20 protein-coding genes are annotated in these 19,121 nt (G+C 74.8%); 16 read left to right on the forward strand and 4 right to left on the reverse strand.

Translation table 11 applies throughout. The features are described from left to right. Window positions 1–118 precede the first annotated feature (118 nt). Together gabP and KPF22_RS04995 are read left to right on the forward strand one after the other, a co-directional pair. Window positions 119–1,522 (forward strand): GABA permease, encoded by a 1,404-nt coding sequence (gene gabP, locus KPF22_RS04990; protein WP_062398084.1) that lies wholly within the window; start codon window positions 119–121, stop codon window positions 1,520–1,522. 46 nt (window positions 1,523–1,568) lie between these two features. Further along, window positions 1,569–2,333, forward strand: a complete 765-nt coding sequence (locus KPF22_RS04995; protein WP_208818916.1) for a GntR family transcriptional regulator — start codon at window positions 1,569–1,571, stop codon at window positions 2,331–2,333. A 7-nt stretch (window positions 2,334–2,340) separates the two neighbouring features. On the opposite strand, the gene KPF22_RS05000 is transcribed toward KPF22_RS04995, so the two are convergent. After that, window positions 2,341–2,850 (reverse strand): VOC family protein, encoded by a 510-nt coding sequence (locus KPF22_RS05000; protein ID WP_100878790.1) that lies wholly within the window; start codon window positions 2,848–2,850, stop codon window positions 2,341–2,343. A 57-nt stretch (window positions 2,851–2,907) separates the two neighbouring features. Beyond that, window positions 2,908–3,339, reverse strand: coding sequence for an Lrp/AsnC family transcriptional regulator (locus KPF22_RS05005; protein WP_208818931.1), 432 nt, complete (start codon window positions 3,337–3,339; stop codon window positions 2,908–2,910). Between the two features lie 17 nt (window positions 3,340–3,356). On the opposite strand from KPF22_RS05005, the gene ddaH reads away from it, so the two are divergent. The 14 genes from ddaH to KPF22_RS05075 all read left to right on the forward strand — a co-directional run bounded on the left by ddaH (window position 3,357) and on the right by KPF22_RS05075 (window position 16,452). Beyond that, window positions 3,357–4,262, forward strand: a complete 906-nt coding sequence (gene ddaH, locus KPF22_RS05010; RefSeq protein WP_374107458.1) for a dimethylargininase — start codon at window positions 3,357–3,359, stop codon at window positions 4,260–4,262. Continuing rightward, a complete protein-coding gene (rocD, locus tag KPF22_RS05015) occupies window positions 4,259–5,479 on the forward strand; it encodes an ornithine--oxo-acid transaminase (protein ID WP_374107459.1) in 1,221 nt (406 codons plus the stop codon). Before ddaH ends, rocD begins: the two co-directional genes overlap by 4 nt. A gap of 17 nt (window positions 5,480–5,496) precedes the next feature. Next, window positions 5,497–6,231 carry a phosphoglyceromutase gene (locus KPF22_RS05020; protein WP_167409998.1) on the forward strand — a complete coding sequence of 245 codons (735 nt, stop codon included), beginning with the start codon at window positions 5,497–5,499 and terminating at the stop codon, window positions 6,229–6,231. Between the two features lie 224 nt (window positions 6,232–6,455). Then, complete coding sequence (locus KPF22_RS05025; protein WP_224401366.1) at window positions 6,456–7,718, forward strand: cell wall metabolism sensor histidine kinase WalK; 1,263 nt, start codon at window positions 6,456–6,458, stop codon at window positions 7,716–7,718. Between the two features lies 1 nt (window position 7,719). Further along, entirely contained in the window at window positions 7,720–8,409 is a 690-nt protein-coding gene (locus KPF22_RS05030) for a response regulator transcription factor (protein WP_062398072.1), read from the forward strand. A 46-nt stretch (window positions 8,410–8,455) separates the two neighbouring features. Further along, a complete protein-coding gene (locus KPF22_RS05035) occupies window positions 8,456–9,463 on the forward strand; it encodes a Ppx/GppA phosphatase family protein (RefSeq protein WP_224401367.1) in 1,008 nt (335 codons plus the stop codon). Further along, window positions 9,463–10,911: a hypothetical protein gene (locus KPF22_RS05040; protein ID WP_224401368.1), complete on the forward strand. Its 1,449-nt coding sequence runs from the start codon at window positions 9,463–9,465 to the stop codon at window positions 10,909–10,911. The genes KPF22_RS05035 and KPF22_RS05040 overlap by 1 nt, the downstream gene beginning before the upstream one ends. A gap of 32 nt (window positions 10,912–10,943) precedes the next feature. Further along, entirely contained in the window at window positions 10,944–11,798 is an 855-nt protein-coding gene (locus tag KPF22_RS05045; protein WP_307799049.1) for a sugar phosphate isomerase/epimerase, read from the forward strand. Between the two features lie 9 nt (window positions 11,799–11,807). Next, window positions 11,808–12,653, forward strand: coding sequence for a thioesterase family protein (locus KPF22_RS05050; protein WP_208818934.1), 846 nt, complete (start codon window positions 11,808–11,810; stop codon window positions 12,651–12,653). 20 nt (window positions 12,654–12,673) lie between these two features. After that, window positions 12,674–13,474 (forward strand): pyrroline-5-carboxylate reductase, encoded by an 801-nt coding sequence (gene proC / locus KPF22_RS05055; RefSeq protein ID WP_208818935.1) that lies wholly within the window; start codon window positions 12,674–12,676, stop codon window positions 13,472–13,474. A 186-nt stretch (window positions 13,475–13,660) separates the two neighbouring features. Beyond that, window positions 13,661–13,873 (forward strand): helix-turn-helix domain-containing protein, encoded by a 213-nt coding sequence (locus KPF22_RS05060; protein WP_062398062.1) that lies wholly within the window; start codon window positions 13,661–13,663, stop codon window positions 13,871–13,873. Window positions 13,874–14,084: 211 nt separating this feature from the next. Further along, window positions 14,085–14,186: a 30S ribosomal protein bS22 gene (locus KPF22_RS05065; protein WP_010241351.1), complete on the forward strand. Its 102-nt coding sequence runs from the start codon at window positions 14,085–14,087 to the stop codon at window positions 14,184–14,186. A gap of 176 nt (window positions 14,187–14,362) precedes the next feature. Further along, the gene (locus KPF22_RS05070; protein WP_062398059.1) at window positions 14,363–15,409 is read left to right on the forward strand and encodes an NAD-dependent epimerase/dehydratase family protein; all 1,047 of its coding nucleotides are present in this window, start codon (window positions 14,363–14,365) and stop codon (window positions 15,407–15,409) included. Between the two features lie 77 nt (window positions 15,410–15,486). Next, window positions 15,487–16,452: a lysophospholipid acyltransferase family protein gene (locus KPF22_RS05075; protein WP_062403815.1), complete on the forward strand. Its 966-nt coding sequence runs from the start codon at window positions 15,487–15,489 to the stop codon at window positions 16,450–16,452. Window positions 16,453–16,551: 99 nt separating this feature from the next. Here KPF22_RS05075 and KPF22_RS05080 read toward each other — a convergent pair whose 3' ends face one another. Beyond that, a complete protein-coding gene (locus KPF22_RS05080) occupies window positions 16,552–17,442 on the reverse strand; it encodes an HAD family phosphatase (protein ID WP_062398055.1) in 891 nt (296 codons plus the stop codon). 251 nt (window positions 17,443–17,693) lie between these two features. Continuing rightward, on the reverse strand, window positions 17,694–19,118 hold the full coding sequence (locus KPF22_RS05085) for a DUF5667 domain-containing protein (protein ID WP_208818936.1): 1,425 nt from the start codon (window positions 19,116–19,118) through the stop codon (window positions 17,694–17,696). Window positions 19,119–19,121: the final 3 nt, after the last annotated feature.

The following is a 19,121-nucleotide window of genomic DNA, read 5'->3' on the forward strand; positions in this document are numbered from 1 at the left end:
GCCCAGGCTAGGCGCACCCCCCGGACGGGACCCGGGGTGTGACAACGGGCGACACCCGGGTGACCATTGCGCAACGCACCGGCCACCGCCGGCTGTGGCACCGAGGAGGGGAGGCGCCATGACGGAGACCGTGAACCGGCCGGAGGCCGGTGGCGAGCTGAAGGCGGGGCTGCGCGACCGGCACGTCACGATGATCAGCATCGCCGGGGTGATCGGCGCCGGGCTGTTCATCGGCTCCGGCAGCGCGATCGCCACCGCGGGCCCCGCGGTGCTGCTGGCCTACCTCTTCGCCGGGACGCTGGTCGTGCTGGTGATGCGGATGCTCGGCGAGATGGCGGCCGCGCAGCCGGACTCCGGCTCGTTCTCCACCTACGCCGACCGGGCGATCGGGCCGTGGGCCGGGTTCACCGTCGGCTGGCTGTACTGGTGGTTCTGGGTCCTCGTGATCCCGGTGGAGGCGACGGCGGCCGCGGTCATCCTCAACTCGTGGCTGCCGGGGGTGCCGCAGTGGGGCTGGGCGCTGGCCGTCACCGTGCTGCTGACGGTGACCAACCTGTTCTCCGTCGCCAACTACGGCGAGTTCGAGTTCTGGTTCGCCCTCCTCAAGGTGGTCGCGATCATCGCGTTCATCGTCGTCGGGGTGCTCGCGGTGCTGGGCCTGCTGCCCGGCTTCGTCGGCGACGACTCGTCGGTGTCGGGGCTGTCCCGGCTGGTGTCCGAGGGCGGGTTCCTGCCGAACGGGCCGGGCGCGGTGGTCGCCGCGGTGCTGGTGACGATGTTCAGCTTCATGGGCACCGAGATCGTCACGATCGCGGCCGCGGAGTCCGGCGACCCGGCCCGCGGGATCGGCCGGGCCACCCGCTCGGTGATCTGGCGGATCGCGGTGTTCTACCTGGCCTCGATCCTGCTCGTCGTCGCGATCGTGCCGTGGAACGACCCGCGGCTGCCCGAGGTCGGCTCCTACCAGGCGGCCCTGGAGGCGCTGGGCGTCCCGTCGGCCAAGCTGATCGTCGACGTCGTGGTGCTCGTCGCCGTCGCCAGCTGCCTGAACTCGGCGCTGTACACGGCGTCGCGGATGCTGTTCTCCCTCGGTCGCCGCGGGCAGGCCCCGGACCTGGTCAACCGGACCACCGGGCAGGGCGTGCCGCGGTTCGCGGTGCTCGGGTCGACGCTGGTCGGGTTCGTCGCGGTGATCGCGAACTACGCCTTCCCGGAGGAGGTCTTCGCCGCGCTGCTCGCGACCTCCGGCGCGATCGCACTGCTGGTCTACCTGGTCATCGCGGTGTCCCAGCTGCGGATGCGCCGGGTGCTGGAGCGCGACGGCGTCGCGATGCCGGTGCGGATGTGGGGCTACCCGGTGCTCACCTGGGCGGTGATCGTCGTGATCCCGGTGGTGCTCGTCTACATGGCCACCCGCGAGGGGTCGCGCTTCGAGCTGGGCATGACCGCGCTCATCGCGGCCGGCGTCGTGGGTGTCGGCGTGCTGCTCACCCGGCGTCGCGCGCGGGCCGCCGTGCGGTGACCCCGCGGCGCTCGCCTACGGTGATCACGCGCGAGGGGGTGGGGCGATGACGGCGCGAGCACTGGTCCGCAACGGGGCCATGCCGCTGTGGCAGCAGCTGTTGGCGGACCTGCGCCGCCGGCTGTCCGACGGCGAGTTCGACGAGGCGCTGCCCGGCGAGTTCGCGCTGGCCGCCGACTACGGGGTCAGCAGGCACACCGTGCGCGAGGCGCTGCGCCGGCTGCGGGAGGACGGCGCCGTCGTCGCCGGGCGGGGGCGGGTCGCCCGCCCGACCGTGCGCTCGGAGATCGAGCAGCCGCTCGACGAGCCGTACTCGCTCTACGTGGCGGTCGAGTCCGCCGGGCGCACCCAGCGCAGCGTGGTGCGGACCTTCGAGGTCCGCGCCGACGGCGTGGTCGCGGCCCGGATGGGGCTGGAGGAGTCCACGCCGCTGGTGCACCTGGAGCGGCTGCGTCTCGCCGACGCCGAGCCGCTCGCCGTCGACCGGGTGTGGCTGCCCGAGGAGCTGGCGGCGCCGCTGCTCGACGTCGACTTCACCCACACCGGCATCTACCCCGAGTACCGGCGCCGCTGCGGGATCCGCGTCGACGGCGGGATGGAGAACATCCGGGCCGTGCTGCCCGGGCGCGGCGAGCGGGAGCTGCTCGGCATCGACGAGGGCGTCGCCGCCCTGTCGATCGAGCGGCTCGGCCTGTCCGCCGGGCGCCCCGTGGAGTGGCGACACACCCTGGTCCGCGGCGACCGGTTCTCGGTCACCGCCCAGTTCTCGTCCCGCTCGGGTTACCGGGTGGACCTCAACGAGCCCGGCTGAGACGGGCTCAGGCCGGGACCGAGACGCCGATCCCGCCGCGGGTGTCCGCGCCGTAGCGGGCGATCTCGGCCGCGATGTCGAGCGGCTCGATGCGCATGTCGTGGTCGTCGCCGTCGATCAGGGCAGCCGGGACCAGCCAGCACACCTCGAACTCCAGACCGTCGGGGTCCTTCGCGTAGAGCGCCTTGGTCGTGCCGTGGTCGGAGGCGCCGACCAGCGCCCCGGCCGCCTGCAGCCGCTCGCCGATCCGGGCGAGCTCGCCGAGCGTGTCGACCTCCCACGCCAGGTGGTAGAGCCCCACGGTCCCGCGGCCCGCCTGCGAGGCCCCGGCCTGCGCGCCGATCCCGAACAGGGCGAGGTCGTGGTCGTTGGTCGAGCCCTCGGCCTGCAGGAACGCGCCGCGCCCGCCCGGGAGCTCGACGACCGGGCGGAAGCCGAGGGTGTCGCGGTAGAAGCCGACGCTGCGCGGGACGTCGCGGACGTAGAGGACGGCGTGGTTGAGACGCTGGACGGGCACGGCTGCTCCTTTGGTTGAACTCTCAACCGACTACGGTACGCGGTGTCCCGTGAGAGTTCAACGAGTCACCAGCCAGGTCAGGACCACGGCCGAGCGGGTGTGGTCGACGTCGGCCGCGAGCCGCAGCCGCTCCAGAGCGTCTTCCAGGGACCGCACGTCGCGCGAGCGCAGCAGGACCAGTGCGTCGGCCTCCCCGGTGACCGTCCCCGCCGTGACGACCTCCGGCACCGCCGACAGCATCCGCTGCAGCTCGGCCGGGGCCACCGTGCCGCGGCAGAACAGCTCGACGTAGGCCTCCACGCCCGGCCCCTGCTCGACGTCGGGGTCCACCTGCACGGTGAAGCCCCGCACCACGCCGCGGGCGGTCAGCCGGTCCACCCGGCGTCGCACCGCCGACGCCGACAGGCCCACCCGCTCGCCCAGCTCGGCCCAGCCGGCCCGCCCGTCGACCCGGAGGAGGTCCAGCAGCCTGCGGTCGATCGCGTCGATCCCGTCCACGATGCCGGATGCTAGACCGGAGCGCGCGGAACCAGCGCCGAACCGGGACAGCACGCGCAGATCGTGCGTCCGAAGCCGGGAAACGCACGGGGTGGGCGCGCCATGCTGTGTCCATGACCTCTGTGCTGATGTGCCGCCCCGAGCACTTCACGGTGAGCTACCGGATCAACCCCTGGATGCGTCCGGAGCAGGCGACCGACACCCGGCTCGCGCTGGCGCAGTGGGAGACCCTGCACGCGGTCTACCGCGACCTCGGGTTCGACGTCCGGCTCGTCGACCCGCTGCCCGGGTACCCGGACATGGTCTACGCCGCCAACGGCGGCACCGTGATCGACGGGACCGCGCTCACCGCCCGGTTCCGGCACACCGAGCGCGCCGCCGAGGGGCCCGCGTACGGCGCGTGGTTCCGGGCCGCCGGGTTCGCCGTGCACGAGGCCCGCCACGTCAACGAGGGCGAGGGCGACCTGCTGCTCGTCGGCGACACCGTCTACGCCGGCACCGGGTTCCGCACCGACCCGCGCGCGCACGCCGAGGCCGCGGAGGTGTTCGGCCGCGAGGTCGTGTCCCTGCAGCTGGTCGACCCGCGCTACTACCACCTCGACACCGCGTTCGCGGTGCTCGACCCGGCCGGCGGGCCGGGCGCGGTCGCCTACCTGCCCGGCGCGTTCGACGACGCCTCCCAGGAGGTGCTGCGGTTCCGCTTCCCCGACGCGGTGGTCGTCTCCGACGACGACGCGGCGGTGCTGGGCCTGAACTGCTTCTCCGACGGGCGCACCGTCGTCCACGCCCCCCAGGCCGAGAAGTTCGCCGCCGACCTGGCCGAGCGCGGGTTCGGCACCGTCGGCGTCGACACCTCGGAGCTGCGCCGGGGCGGCGGCGGGATCAAGTGCGCCACGCTGGAGCTGCGGTCGTGACCGCCGTGGTCCCGGGCACCGACCCGCAGATCGCCCTCGCCGAGGAGTTCGGCGTACGGAACTACGCGCCGTTGCCGGTCGTGCTGTCCCACGGCGACGGCGCCTGGGTCACCGACGTCGACGGCGTCCGCTACCTCGACGCGCTGGCGGGCTACTCCGCACTCAACTTCGGGCACCGCCACCCCGCGCTCACCGCGGCCGCGCACGCCCAGCTCGACACGCTCACCCTGACCGCGCGGGCGTTCCACAACGACCGGCTGCCGGCGTTCCAGCGCGACCTCGCCGCGCTGACCGGCACCGAGGCCGTCCTGCCGATGAACACCGGCGCGGAGGCCGTCGAGTCCGCGGTGAAGGTCGCCCGCGCCTGGGGGTACCGGGTGAAGGGCGTGCGGCCGGGGGCGGCGCGGATCGTCGTCGCCGGGGGGAACTTCCACGGCCGCACGACGACGGTGGTCTCCTTCTCCGACGACCCGGTCGCCCGCGACGACTTCGGCCCGTTCACCCCCGGCTTCGACCGCGTCCCCTACGGCGACGCCGACACGCTGGCCGCCGCGCTCACCGACGACACCGTCGCGGTGCTGCTCGAACCGGTCCAGGGCGAGGCCGGGGTGCTCGTGCCGCCACCCGGTTACCTGCGCGCGGTCCGCGAGCTCACCGAGCGGCGGGGCGTGCTGCTGGTCTGCGACGAGATCCAGTCCGGGCTCGGCCGGGCCGGGGCCACGCTGTGCACCGACCTGTCGGGGGTGCGCGCCGACCTCTACACCCTCGGCAAGGCGCTCGGCGGTGGGATCGTGCCGGTCAGCGCCGTCGTCGGGCGGCGCGACGTGCTCGGGGTGCTGCGCCCCGGTGAGCACGGCTCCACCTTCGGCGGCAACCCGCTCGCCGCCGCCGTCGGGTCCGCGGTGTGCGCGCTGCTGGCGACGGGGGAGTTCCAGGCCCGGGCCCGCGAGCTCGGTGCGCACCTGGGTACGCGGCTGCGCGAACTGACCGGGGTCACCGCCGTGCGCGGGGTGGGGCTGTGGTTCGGCGTCGACGTCGACCCGCGGATCGGTACCGGCCGCGACGTGTGCGTCGCTCTCGCCCGGCGGGGGGTGCTGGCCAAGGAGACCCACGGCGTGACCGTGCGGCTGTCCCCGCCGCTGGTGGTCACCCACGACGAGGTGGACGTGCTGGTGGACACGTTCGGCTCGGTGCTCGCCGACCTTTCCCGCGGGTAGGTGGCAGGCTGTCCGCCATGCCGACCCTCGTACTGCTGCGTCACGGTCAGAGCGACTGGAACGCGAAGAACCTGTTCACCGGCTGGGTGGACGTGCCGCTCTCCTCCCAGGGCGAGGCGGAGGCCCGCCGGGGCGGCGAGCTGCTGGCCGAGGCGGGCGTCGCGCCCGACGTGGTGCACACCTCGCTGCTGCGCCGGGCCATCTCCACCGCGAACATCGCCCTCGACGCCGCCGACCGGCACTGGATCCCGGTCAAGCGCGACTGGCGCCTCAACGAGCGCCACTACGGCGCGCTGCAGGGCAAGGACAAGAAGCAGACCCTGGAGCAGTACGGCGAGGAGCAGTTCATGCTCTGGCGCCGCTCCTACGACACCCCGCCGCCCGCGATCGAGAAGGGCTCGGAGTTCTCCCAGGACGCCGACCCGCGCTACGCCGGCGTCGACGCCCCGCTGACCGAGTGCCTGGCCGACGTCGTCGACCGGTTCCTGCCCTACTGGACCGAGGCCGTGGTGCCGGACCTGCGCGAGGGGAAGGTCGTGCTGCTCGCCGCGCACGGCAACTCGCTGCGCGCGCTGGTGAAGTACCTCGACGGCATCTCCGACGCCGACATCGCCGGCCTGAACATCCCCACCGGCATCCCGCTGGTCTACGACCTCGACGACGACCTGACGCCGACGAACCCGGGCGGGCGCTACCTCGACCCGGCCGCGGCGCAGGAGGCCATCGCCGGGGTGGCGAACCAGGGTCGCTGACCCCACCGCCCCCGCCCGCTGCACCCCGGGGATGTCCCCAGGGTCACTTTCGTGGCTTAGAGCGCTACGAGAGTGACCCTGGGAGCACCCCGGGCCGGGTGGACGGGGTTCGCTGAACCAACGGTGAACGGGGACCGAACAGTGTCGCGCGAAGGGGTCGCGGGCGTCACCATCCGGTGTCCTGCGCTGGTCAGGGGGTACCCCCGGCTGCCTACCATGCACCCGTGACCACGCTCGCGTGGCTGATCACGGCCCTCGCCCTGCTCCTCGGTCTCACCGCCGGGGCCGCACTGGCGCGACGGCCGTCGCACGGCCGACCCAGCCCCGGCACCGGCCGCCCCCCGGCGGACCCCGTGGCCGCCGACGGACCCACCCTCGGCGAGCTGCTGCACCGCACGTTCCGCCAGTCGAGCTCCGGGCTCGCCGTGGTCGGGGCCGGCGGTGAGGTGCTCCTGCACAACCCGCGGGCCGCCGCGCTCGGCGCCGTCACCGGTGACCGGCTCGACCCGCGCGCGCTCGCCGCCTGCCGGCGGGTGCAGGGCAGGGACCGGCTGCTCGTCTCCGGTGACTACACCGTCGACCTCTCGCCGCTGGACCGCACGCCCCGCGGCCCGGTCGCGGTGCAGGCCAGGGTCCGCTCCCTCGGCGACGGCTTCGCGCTGGTCGAGGCCGTCGACACCTCCGAGGTGGCCCGGCTCGAGGCGACCCGGCGCGACTTCGTCGCCAACGTCTCGCACGAGCTCAAGACCCCGGTCGGAGCGGTCGCGCTGCTGGCCGAGGCCCTGCTCGACAGCCTCGACGGCCTGGAGCCCGCCGACGGCGGCGAGCCCGACCCCGACGCCGTCTGCGAGGTCCGCCGGTTCGGCGACAAACTGCTGCGCGAGGCGACCCGGATGGGGAACCTGGTGTCGGAGCTGATCGCGCTGTCCCGGCTGACCGGCGCCGAACGGCTGCCCGCGCTGGCCGCCGTCGACGTCGACGAGATCGTCTCCGAGGCGCTGGCCCGCAGCCGCACCTCGGCCGAGTCGCACGCCGTCGAGATCACCGCCGACGAGACCTCGGGGCTGGTCGTCGACGGTGATCGCACGCTGCTCGTCACCGCGCTGACGAACCTGCTGGAGAACGCGATCGCCTACTCCGCGGCGGACTCGTCGGTGTCGGTGAGCCGGCGCTCGGTCGACGGCTCGATCGAGATCGCGGTGACCGACCGCGGCATCGGCATCGCCCCCGAGCACCAGCAGCGGGTCTTCGAGCGCTTCTTCCGGGTCGACCCGGCCCGCTCGCGGGCCACCGGCGGCACCGGTCTCGGCCTGGCGATCGTCAAGCACGTCTGCGCCAACCACGGTGGCGAGGTGCGGCTGTGGAGCCGTCCCGGCACCGGATCGACCTTCACCATGCGCCTGCCCGCCCGGATGGGCATCGGCGGCGCCCCCCACGGTGAGGCTGCCGCCGGCAGCTCCCCCCAGACCGCCGGAACCGGAGGATGAGATGACCAGGGTGCTGATCGTCGAGGACGAGGAGTCCTTCGCCGACCCGCTCGCGTTCATGCTGCGCAAGGAGGGGTTCACCACCGCCGTCGCGGCCAACGGCAACGACGCGCTGAGCGAGTTCGACCGCAACGGCGCCGACATCGTGCTGCTGGACCTGATGCTGCCCGGCATGAGCGGTACCGACGTCTGCAAGGCGCTGCGTTCCCGCTCCGCCGTGCCGGTGATCATGGTGACCGCCCGCGACAGCGAGATCGACAAGGTCGTCGGGCTGGAACTCGGCGCCGACGACTACGTCACCAAGCCCTACTCGGCGCGCGAGCTCATCGCCCGCGTCCGCGCGGTGCTGCGCCGCGGGGGCGAGACCGGCGGCGAGACCGAGGGCGGCACCGGTGTGCTGGAGGCCGGGCCGGTGCGGATGGACGTCGAGCGGCACGTCGTGTCGGTCAACGGCGACGAGGTCGCGCTCCCGCTCAAGGAGTTCGACCTGCTGGAGTACCTGCTGCGCAACGTCGGGCGGGTGCTCACCCGCGCCCAGCTGATCGACCGGGTGTGGGGCGCGGACTACGTCGGCGACACCAAGACCCTCGACGTGCACGTCAAGCGGCTGCGGTCCAAGGTCGAGGGCGACCCCTCGACGCCCAAGCACCTGGTCACGGTGCGCGGGCTCGGCTACAAGTTCGACGTGTGAGCCAGGGGTTGCCCGACCGTCGATAACGGCTCGGTAACCTGATCGGGTGCGCCTGGCCGTTCTCGACGTGGGGTCCAACACCGTTCACCTGCTGGTGGTGGACGCCCACCGGGGTGCTCACCCGCGGCCCATGTCCTCGGAGAAGGACCAGCTGCGCCTGGCCGAGCACCTCGACCGCAAGGGTGCGCTGGGCCGCGACGGCGTGAAGGTGCTGCTGGAGAGCGTGCACCGCGCCCGGGACACCGCCCGGGCCGCCGGCTGCGACGACCTCCTGGCGTTCGCCACGTCCGCGCTGCGCGACGCGACGAACTCCGCCGAGGTCCTCGCCCGGGTGCAGCGCGAGACCGGGGTGGCGCTGGAGGTCCTGCCCGGCGAGGACGAGGCCCGCTGGACCTTCCTCGCCGTCCGCCGCTGGTGCGGCTGGTCGGCCGGGCGGCTGCTCGTGCTCGACATCGGCGGCGGCTCGCTGGAGCTGGCCGTCGGACGTGACGAGACCCCCGACGTCGCCGCGTCGGTGCCGCTGGGTGCGGGCCGGCTGACCCGCGAGGCGTTCACCTCCGACCCGCCGTCGCGGGCGGAGGTCGCCGCGCTGACCGAGCGCGTCCGCGACGAGATCGCCCCCGTCGCCGGACGGCTGCGTGCCGCGGGGCGCCCGGACCGGGCCGTCGGCACCTCCAAGACCTTCCGGACGCTGGCCCGGCTCGCCGGTGCCGCGCCGTCCAGCGCCGGGCCGGGCGCCCGCCGCACGCTGACCGCGCAGGGCCTGCGCCAGCTGTCGGCGTTCATCACCCGGATGTCGGGTCCCGACCTCGCCGAACTCGACGGTGTGAGCGCCAGCCGGGCGCACCAGCTCGTCGCCGGGGCGGTCGTCGCGCAGGCCGCGATGGACGCCCTCGGCGTGACCGAACTCGAGATCTGTCCGTGGGCGTTGCGCGAGGGAGTGATCCTCCGGCGCTTCGACATGCTCGATGGGACGAACGGGGACGACCGCTCGGCGCAGACATCCCCGGGCGGGCTTGGACCCTTGACAACACACAGGGCACGGTGGTCGTGATGAGTGTGGACAGCGGAGAGCCTCGCCAGCGGACGGTCGCGGAGCTCCTGGCCGCCAACGGCGGCCAGCAGCCCGGACGACGCCGCCGTCGTCGCGCCGCGGAGGACGACGAGGGGCCCGGCGCCCCGTCGCCCGCGGCACCCGCGCGGACCGACGTGGCGGCCCCGCCGCGACGCCCCGCGGCCGCCGACCGTGTCCGCCCGCCCGAGGGCGCGGGCGGGTTCGCCCCGCGCGGCGGCGACGGCCCGCCCCCCGTCGAGCACCCCTCGTTCCCGCCCGCGCGCCGCCCCGACCCCTCCGAGGGGCCGGCCGGGCGCGCACCGGAGCCGTTCGTGCCGAACGGCAACGCCCCGAACGGTGGTGCTCCCTACAGCGGCGCCCCGAACGGCGGCGGCCCGAACGGTGCTGCGCCCCACGGGGCCACGGCCTTCGGCGGCGCCCCGAACGGTGCCCCGCCCCGCAGGCCGCAGGGCCCGCCCCCCGGTCAGTGGTCCGCGGGTCCCGGCCCGGCCCCGCAGGCCCGTCCGCTCCCGCCCGAGCCGCAGGGCCCGCCGAACGGCCGCCCCCACGGTCACGACGACGGCCCCGCCGCCCAGGCCTGGGGCCCCCGCGACGCCCCGCGCCCGGCCGGTCCGTACGGCCCCCCGCCCGGCGCGGCCGACGACGTCCCCGACGAGATCCCCACCAGCCGGCTCGGCGCCCGCCGCCCGGCCCCCACGGCCGACGACGACGGCGGCCCGCCCACCCAGTTCGGCGCCCCACCGCTGGACGTCGAGCACGACGGCCCCCGTCCGCATCCGGCCGACGCGGGCCCGCCGACCGGCGCCTACGACCCGTACACCGACGACTACGACGACCGGCAGGGTTACGACGACCGGGGCTACGAGGACCGGGGCTTCGACGACCGGGGCTACGACGCCGACCCCCGCTACGACGACCGCCACGGCCCCGCCGGGTACGACGACGGCCCCGGCTCCGCCGACGGCGGCCGCACCGGCGTGCTCGCCCCCGAGCGCCCGCAGGACGACGACTACGACGACTACGAGGACCACGGCGAGCTCGCCGCCGGCGCCGTCGAGGAGGACGAGCCCCCGCGTCGCCGCTTCGGACGCCGCGGCGCCGTCACCGACAGCGGTGCGCAGCCGCCCGCGGGCCTCGACGGCGACACCCCGTCCGGTGCGGCCGGGACCGGCCAGGCCTGGGCGGTCGTCATCGCCCAGTGGATCGGCGGCGCCGTCGCCGGTGCGGCGATCTGGGTGCTGTTCCGCTACCTGTGGACCTCGCTGCCGATCGTGGCGCTGTCGCTCGCGGTCGTGCTGACCGTCGGGCTCGTGCTCGGCGTGCGGGCCCTGCTGCGCAACGACGACCTGAGGACCACGCTGTTCGCGGTGCTCGTCGGACTGCTGCTGACCGTGTCCCCGGCGATCCTGGTGTTGTTGGACCGGTAACGATGAGCGACGGTGTGACGACTCCACGATTCGTGACATCGTCGCGCCTGCCCACCGCCGACCTGCCCGGGTCGGCGCCCGTCGCGCTGTCCACGGCCTCGGTCTACCCGGAGGGTGTCGCCGCCGGGTTCGAGATCGCCGGTGAGCTGGGCTACGACGGCGTCGAGCTCATGATCTGGACCGACCCGGTCAGCCAGGACCCGCGTGCGGTCGAGCGCCTCGCGCACCGCCACGGGGTGCCGATCCTCGCCGTGCACGCCCCCTGCCTGGCCGTCACCCAGCGCGTCTGGGGGGCCGATCCGGTGCACCGGTTGCGCCGTACCGTCGAGGTCGCGGCCCGGCTCGGCGCGCGCACCGTGGTGGTGCACCCGCCGTTCCGCTGGCAGCGCCGCTACGCCGGGGTCTTCGCCGACGAGGTCGCCCGCGCCCGCGAGTTCCACGACGTCACTCTCCCGGTCGAGAACATGTTCCCGGTGACCCGGGGCGCGATCAGCACCGTGCCCTACGCGCTCGGCCACGACCCGACCGAGGTCGGGTTCGGCGCCTACACCCTGGACCTGTCGCACACCGCCGCGGCCGGCGTCGACGCCCTCGACCTCGCCGGGCGGATGGGGGACCGGCTCACCCACCTGCACCTCACCGACGGCTCCGGTGCCCCGCGCGACGAGCACCTGGTCCCCGGCCGCGGGGCGCAGCCGTGCGCCGAGGTGTGCCAGCGCCTGGCCGACTCCCGGTTCGCCGCGGACGGCGGCACCGTCGTCCTGGAGGTGTCGACCCGGCGCTGCAGGACCCGGCAGGAACGCACGGCGCTGCTCGCCGAGTCGCTGCTGTTCGCCCGGCTGCACCTCACACCGACGATGTCCGCCGTCGCTCCTACCCGTGGGTAACATGCCCGCATGAGCAGTACGACGGTCCGGCCCTTCGCCGACTCGCACGTGATCGAGCACCTCGGGGACGGCCGGTTCCGCGCCCGGCTCGACGAGACCTGGGCGATCGGGGACAAGGCGTTCGGCGGCCTGCTGATGGTGCTCATGGCCAAGTCCGGGCTGGCCCGCCTCGCGGCCGACGACGCCCCCGCGCCCGACCCGCTGGCCGTCGCCGTGGACTTCCTGCGCGCGCCCGACCTGGGCCCGGTCGAGATCACGACCGACCCGCTCAAGGTCGGGCGGACGGTGTCCACGGTCGCCGTGCGGCTGCACCAGGAGGGCAGGCTCATGCTGCACTCCACCGTCACCGCCGGCGTGCTGCCGAGCGAGGCCCCACGCCTGGACGACGGCTCCGCGCTCGCCGTCGAACCGGACCCGGACGCGCTCGACCCGGCGTCGGCCGAGGGCGGCGCGCGCGGCCTGGCCGCCGCCTGCGAGCTGCGCTACCCGCGCGGCGCGCTGCCGTTCCTGCGCGGCGAGACCGGGCCGCCGGAGATGGCCGGCTGGGTCCGTCCGCGCGGCGAGGAGCCGGACGTGTTGTTCGCGCTGATGGCCGGCGACATCCTGCCCCCGACCGTGTTCAACCTCGGCGGGACGTTCGGCTGGGCGCCGACGGTGCAGCTCACCGCGCTGCTGCGGGCCCGACCCGCCCCGGGCTGGCTGCGGGTCGGGTCCCGCTCGCGTGCGGTGTCGAGCCCGCCCGCCGGCGCCGGGGTGTCGAGCGCGCAGTTCGACGAGGACGTCACCGTCGTCGACGCGCGCGGCCGCACCGTCTGCCAGGCCCGCCAGCTCGCCCTGGCCCCGCTGGCCCGCTGAGGGGTTCCTACGCTGCCCCCATGACGAGGATCGCGGTACTGGGCGGGGGACGGATCGGCGAGGCGCTGCTCGGCGGGCTGCTGGCGGCCGGACGGGACGCCGGTGACCTGGTGGTCGCCGAGCGGTACCCGGCGCGGGCGCAGGAGCTGACCGCGTCGCTGGGGGTCACCGCGGCCCCGGTCGACGAGGCGGTGCGCGGGGCCGGGACGGTCGTCGTCGCCGTCAAGCCGCAGGACGTCGTCACGCTGCTCGGCGAGGTCGCCGGGGCGCTGGAGCCGGGCGCGCTCGTCGTGTCGCTGTGCGCGGGCCTGCCGACCTCGCTGTTCGAGGGTGCGCTGCCCGACGGCACGCCGGTCGTGCGGGTCATGCCGAACACCCCGATGCTGCTCGGCGCGGCGATGTGCGCGATCTCCCCGGGTGCGCACGCGACCCCCGCGCACCTCGACGAGACCGAGGCGCTGCTGTCCACCGTCGGCGCGGTGCTGCGCCTGGACGAGGCGAAGCAGGACGCCGCGACCGCGCTGTCCGGCTCCGGGCCCGCGTACTTCTTCCTCGTCGCCGAGGCGATGATCGAGGCGGGCGTCGGGCTGGGGCTGACCCGCCCCGACGCGACCGAGCTGACCGTGCAGACCGCGCTCGGTGCCGCCCGGATGCTGCGCGAGACCGGCGAGCACCCCGCGGTGCTGCGGGAGAACGTCACCTCGCCGGCCGGGACGACGGCGGCCGCCCTGCGCGAGCTGGAGCGGCACGGGCTGCGTGCGGCCCTGGCCGACGCGGTCGCCGCGGCGCACGACCGCTCGGTGGCGCTCGGTCGCGGCTGACCCGGGCCGCCGGTACCTCGTTCAGCTCATCGTATGACGCAAAGTCACACGGACGCGCCGTGCTGTAGCACGATCGGGCCCCCCTCTGGCGGACCGATCGTCACATCCGCCCCGGTAGACTGCACCTGCATCCCCCACCACCGGGCGAACCGGGGAACCCGTCTCGGGGGAGGAAGGCGGTGCCCCATGGCGGCGGAACGTCCCGAGCCCCTACGGCCGTCCCAGGTCCAGTTCCTGACGGTGGCCGAGGTCGCGTCGATGATGCGCGTCTCGAAGATGACCGTGTACCGGCTCGTCCACTCCGGCGAGCTGCCCGCCGCGCGGGTCGGTCGTTCGTTCCGCGTGCCGCAGCGCGCGGTCGAGGACTACCTGCGCAACGCCTACTTCGACGCGGGCTGATCCCCGGTGGGGTGAAGGCCGGTACGCCCGGGTAGACTGGTGAACCGGCTGCCGACCCCCACCGGTCGCATCGCGTCGTCGCCCCGCTCCGGCGGGCGTCGCCCGGCCCGCGCCTCGTGTCCACGTGCACGGATCGTGCGGGCGGCCCACTCCGAGGTCACCCGGTGGAGCGGTCGCTGACGATCTGCGTCGACACAGGAGGAGCACCCACATGGGCTCGGTCATCAAGAAGCGCCGCAAGCGGATGTCGAAGAAGAAGCACCGCAAGCTGCTGCGCAAGACCCGGGTGCAGCGCCGCAAGCTCGGCAAGTGACTCGCGCACCGGCCGCGCCCCCGCCTCCCCGCGGGTGCGCGGCCGGTGTCGTTGTGACGGTCCGTCCTCCGGACGGACGCGTCGCGCACCTCACGTGTCCGCGTACCTGCCCGGTGTGACGGGGCGGGACTACGATCGGCACGATCTCGCGTCAGCACCCGGTGAACGGAGCTCCCATGGACCGGCCGACCCCGAACGTCGTGCTGGTCACCGGGGTCAGCGGTTTCCTCGGCGGGCACCTCGCGGCCCGGCTGGCGGCCGACCCGGCCATCGACCGGGTGCTGGGCGTGGACACCGTTCCTCCGCCCCGGGACCTGCTGAAGCGGATGGGCCGCGCCGAGTTCGTGCGCGCCGACATCCGCAACCCGCTCATCGCGAAGGTCATCTCCTCGGCGAACGTCGACACCGTCGTGCACGCGTCGCTCTCGGCCAGCCCCGCCTCGGCGGGCGGCCGCGCGACGATGAAGGAGATGAACGTCATCGGCACGATGCAGCTGCTCGCCGCGTGCCAGAAGGCGACCAGCGTGCGCCGGGTCGTGCTCAAGTCGACGACCGCGGTCTACGGCTCCAGCTCCCGCGACCCCGCCGTGTTCGACGAGGCCATCGGGGCCAAGGACCTGCCCTCGGGCGGGTACGCCAAGGACGCCGCGGAGATCGAGGGCTACCTGCGCGGGTTCAGCCGTCGCCGCCCGGACGTCACCACCACGGTCCTGCGGTTCGCCAACTTCATCGGCCCGCGGATGGACACCGTGCTGTCGCGCTACTTCGCGCTTCCGGTCGTCCCCACCGTGCTGGGCTACGACGCCCGGATCCAGCTGCTGCACGAGGAGGACGGCCTCGCCGTGCTCGAGCGTGCCGCCACCCACGAGCTGCCGGGCGTGTTCAACGTCGCCGCGCACGGGGTGCTGATGCTGTCCCAGGCCATCCGGCGCGCGGGCAAGATCGCCGTCCCGGTGCCGAGCGGCGCGGTCGGCCCGGTCAGCCGGGTGCTGCGCGGCGCGCGTGTCGTCGACTTCTCCCCGGAGCAGATGCGCTTCCTCAACTTCGGCCGGGTCGTGGACCTCACCCGGCTGATCGACGACTTCGGCTTCGAGCCGCGGTGGACGACCACCCAGGCGTTCGACGACTTCGTGCGCGGCAAGGCGCTGGCGCCGGTGCTCGGCCCGGAGCGGATCGCCTCGCTCGAACGGGGCGTGCTCGGTCTGGCCCGGTCGCTGCGGTGACGGGTCGGGACGGCGGCGTGCGGGCACGCGAGCAGCGACGGCCGGACGGCCGCGGTGGTACGACGAAGGGCGACGGCATGGCCGAGGCGCGGGTGATCCCGATCCGGGGCAACCGGGGGCCTGCCCGGCCCGCGCGGGCGGAGGAGCCGTCGCGGCCCGCGCCGGTCGCCTCCGCACCCGAGCCCGAGGACGACGAGGGCCCGGCCTGGGAGGCCGCGCTGGAGCAGGTCCTGGAGTTCCTGCGCCGCCGGCTCGCGGGCGACTACCCGATCGACGAGTTCGGGTTCGACCGCGAGCTCACCGACGCGATGGTGCTGCCCGCATTGCGCCCGCTCTACAAGCGCTGGTTCCGCGTCGAGACCATCGGCACCCACCACATCCCCGAGACCGGTGGCGCGCTGATCGTCGCCAACCACTCCGGGACGCTGCCGCTCGACGCGGTGATGACGACCGTCGCGGTGCACGACGACCACCCGTCGCACCGGCACCTGCGGCTGCTCGGCGCCGACCTCATGTTCACCATGCCGGTCTCCGGCTCGCTGGCCCGCAAGGCCGGCGCGACGCTGGCCTGCAACCCCGACGCCGAGCGGCTCATGACCTCCGGCGAGCTCGTCGGGGTGTTCCCCGAGGGGTTCAAGGGCATCGGCAAGCCGTTCCGGGACCGCTACAAGCTGCAGCGGTTCGGCCGCGGCGGGTTCGTCTCCGCCGCGCTGCGCACCGGGGTCCCGATCATCCCGTGCTCGATCGTCGGCGCCGAGGAGATCTACCCCAAGATCGGCGACCTCGCGCCGCTGGCCCGGCTGTTCGGGGCGCCGTACTTCCCGGTCACGCCGACCTTCCCGCTGCTCGGCCCGGCGGGGCTGATCCCGCTGCCGTCGAAGTGGTACATCGAGTTCGGCGAGCCGATCCGCACCGACGACCACACCCCGGCCGACGCCGACGACCCGATGCTCGTGTTCAACCTGACCGACCAGGTCCGGGAGACCATCCAGCACACGCTGTACCGGCTGCTGTCCCAGCGGCGCAACGTGTTCCTGGGATGATCCGGCGGCCGGACCCGCTGCGGTGGCTCTGGTACGCCGCCGGCGGAGGGCTGCCCGCGCGGTACCGCGGGGCCACGCCGCCCTGAGCCGCCGGGCGGGTCAGCGCTTGCGGTAGGCCATGCCGGCGGCCACCGCCCCGGCGACGGCGCCCGCGCCGAGCACCGAGGGCACCCCGATCCGGGCGGCCTTGCGCCCGGTCCGGAAGTCGCGGATCTGCCAGTTGCGGGCCTTCGCGACGTCGCGCAGCTCGGAGTCCGGGTTCACCGCGACCGCGGTGCCGACCGCCGAGAGCATCGGGACGTCGTTCACCGAGTCCGAGTACGCGGTGCAGCGACGCAGGTCCAACCCCTCCGACGCGGCCAGTGCGCGGACAGCGTGCGCCTTGGCCGGGCCGTGCAGGATCTCGCCGACCAGCCGTCCTGTGTAGAGCCCGTCGACGGACTCCGCGACGGTGCCCAGCGCCCCGGTCAGCCCGAGCCGCCGCGCGATGATGCGGGCCAGCTCGATCGGCGTCGCGGTGACCAGCCAGACCCGCTGGCCGGCGTCGAGGTGCATCTGGGCCAGCGCCCGGGTCCCCGCCCAGATCCGGTCCGACATCAGCTCGTCGTAGATCTCCTCGCCGAGCGCGACGACCTCGTCGACCGGACGGCCCGCGACGAACGACAGCGCGGTGTCGCGGTGTCCCGCGATGCCGCCCTTGTCCTCCCGGCCGCCGACCCGGAACTTGATCTGCTGCCAGGCGAAGCCGGCCATGTCGGAGGTGGTGAAGAACTTGCGCGCGGCCAGGCCGCGGGCGAAGTGGAAGATCGACGCGCCGACCATCATCGTGTTGTCGCAGTCGAAGAACGCGGCGGCGGTGAGGTCGGGCGGCGCGCCGTCCCCGCCCTCCGGGCCGTCGGGGTGGTCGTCGGCCTCGGCGGCGACGGCCGCGGCGGCGGAGGCCTGACCGGCCCGCTGCGCGGAGTCGAGGGCGGTCGCCCGCTCCAGCACCCCCGGCTCCTCGGAGAGCCCGGTGTGGGTGGGCGGGTGAGACTCGCGGGTCCCGCTCTGGTCGAGAGGGGGGACGGACCCGGGATCACTCACCACGGCGGCCTTCCTGGTGCGACGGCGTCTCGCGTCCCGAGGGGATCGGGGCGCGGCCCCAGCCTACTGCCGGAACGCGGGAGCGGGCCCGGCCTCCGGTACGTGACACATGTCGACGCACCGGGGACCGGGCCCGTACCCGTGGTGTCCGGAGCGGATCAGCCGAGGGTGACCGGGCCGAGGCCCGGCAGCAGCGGCGGGATCGTGATCGGCGGCAGCAGGCGGTCCTGCTCCGACGACGACTCCGACGAGCTGCCGGACCCGCTGTCGGAGGTGGTCGACCCACCACCGTTCAGCAGCGGCAGCCCGCCGCCCTGCTGCGAGGACCCCGAGGTGGTCGGGGCCTGCGAGGTCGAGGTCGCCGGACCGGAGGTGGGCGACGGCGACGGCGTGCCGGTCGCGGTCTCCGACGGCGTCACCGGCGCGGACTGCTCGACGGCCTGCGCCGAGGACGGCCCGCCCGCGGTGCGGCACTCGCCGGGCACCGGGCCGAGGTCGTCGACGGTGCCGCCGCTGTCCGCGGCGCAGCCGGTCCCGGCCCGCAGCGCCTCGGCCCGGGACAGCACCCGGTCCAGCAGGCGGATCGCCTCCGAGGTCTCCCCGCGGCTCTCGGCGGGCAGGTCGGACTGCAGACGGGTGATGCGCCCGGACTGGGCGGCCGCCCAGGTCCGCAGCTCGGCCAGGCGGGAGGTGTCCGCGCCGTCGGTCCCGGCGCCGGTCAGCATCAGCCTGCTGCCGGTGCTGGTGGCCCGGTCGAAGTCGCCCATCGCGGACGCGACCGCGTCCGGCGACGGCGGTGTGGACCGAGCGACCAGGCTCTCCAGCTCGTCGACCCGGGAGCGGGCCAGGTCGAGCTGGCGGGCGGCCTCGGCCTGCTGGCCGACGGTGAACACCCCGCCGACGCTCTCGCTGGCGCGCTTCATGCCGTACATCGCGTCGCCGGGCAGGGCGTCGCGGCTGGCGGTCGAGGTCACGCCGGCGATCACCGCGAGCGCGGCGAACCCGCCGACGACGACGCCGAAGCGCTTGCGCACGCTCGGACGGCGGCGGTCCAGCATCCGGGCGCCGGACTGCGCCGGGCGGGCGGAGTCGTCGCGGCCGGGGCCGGCCTCGGCGTCGCGGGCCGGTCCGGCCGGGGCACCCACCTGCTCCGGGTGGTCCGGGTGGTCCGACGGCAGCACGTGGCGGCCGCGGCGCGGACGGCTGCTGCGACCGGTCGGGTCGTCCGCGGCCGGGGCGTGCTCGCCGGCGGCGCGGCGGTTGGACACCGCGTCCCAGTCGAGGTCGTCGGCGATCGGAGGGCCGATCGGCGCGGTGAGGTCGGCCTGGTCGACGCGGTCGAACCGGTCGCCGAACGGGGACCCGCCGGACTGCTGTCCGACGCCCTCCTGGGCCAGCACCTCGAACAGCCGCGCCCGCATCCGGGCCGAGGCGTGCGGATCGGGCGAGAGATCACGCCGCGAACGGTCCAGCGCGGCGGCCAGCGCGATCTCGTGCGCCAGCTCCTCCGATGCAGGGGCACCCGCCGGCGCACGGTCGAAACCGTCGTCGCCGGGGTACCCGTCGTCCCATGCCCTGGGCATGCC

Origin of the sequence: Pseudonocardia sp. ICBG1034, from assembly GCF_020131375.1 — a bacterium.
Classification (GTDB): Bacteria; Actinomycetota; Actinomycetes; order Mycobacteriales; family Pseudonocardiaceae; genus Pseudonocardia; species Pseudonocardia alni.

Coding starts and splice junctions, on each gene's coding strand:
- gabP (WP_062398084.1), top strand. CDS start 119: ATGACGGAGACCGTGAACCGGCCGGAGGCCGGTGGCGAGCTGAAGGCG.
- KPF22_RS04995 (WP_208818916.1), top strand. CDS start 1,569: ATGACGGCGCGAGCACTGGTCCGCAACGGGGCCATGCCGCTGTGGCAG.
- ddaH (WP_374107458.1), top strand. CDS start 3,357: ATGCTAGACCGGAGCGCGCGGAACCAGCGCCGAACCGGGACAGCACGC.
- KPF22_RS05020 (WP_167409998.1), top strand. CDS start 5,497: ATGCCGACCCTCGTACTGCTGCGTCACGGTCAGAGCGACTGGAACGCG.
- KPF22_RS05030 (WP_062398072.1), top strand. CDS start 7,720: ATGACCAGGGTGCTGATCGTCGAGGACGAGGAGTCCTTCGCCGACCCG.
- KPF22_RS05040 (WP_224401368.1), top strand. CDS start 9,463: ATGAGTGTGGACAGCGGAGAGCCTCGCCAGCGGACGGTCGCGGAGCTC.
- KPF22_RS05050 (WP_208818934.1), top strand. CDS start 11,808: ATGAGCAGTACGACGGTCCGGCCCTTCGCCGACTCGCACGTGATCGAG.
- proC (WP_208818935.1), top strand. CDS start 12,674: ATGACGAGGATCGCGGTACTGGGCGGGGGACGGATCGGCGAGGCGCTG.
- KPF22_RS05060 (WP_062398062.1), top strand. CDS start 13,661: ATGGCGGCGGAACGTCCCGAGCCCCTACGGCCGTCCCAGGTCCAGTTC.
- KPF22_RS05065 (WP_010241351.1), top strand. CDS start 14,085: ATGGGCTCGGTCATCAAGAAGCGCCGCAAGCGGATGTCGAAGAAGAAG.
- KPF22_RS05070 (WP_062398059.1), top strand. CDS start 14,363: ATGGACCGGCCGACCCCGAACGTCGTGCTGGTCACCGGGGTCAGCGGT.
- KPF22_RS05075 (WP_062403815.1), top strand. CDS start 15,487: ATGGCCGAGGCGCGGGTGATCCCGATCCGGGGCAACCGGGGGCCTGCC.
- KPF22_RS05085 (WP_208818936.1), bottom strand. CDS start 19,118: ATGCCCAGGGCATGGGACGACGGGTACCCCGGCGACGACGGTTTCGAC.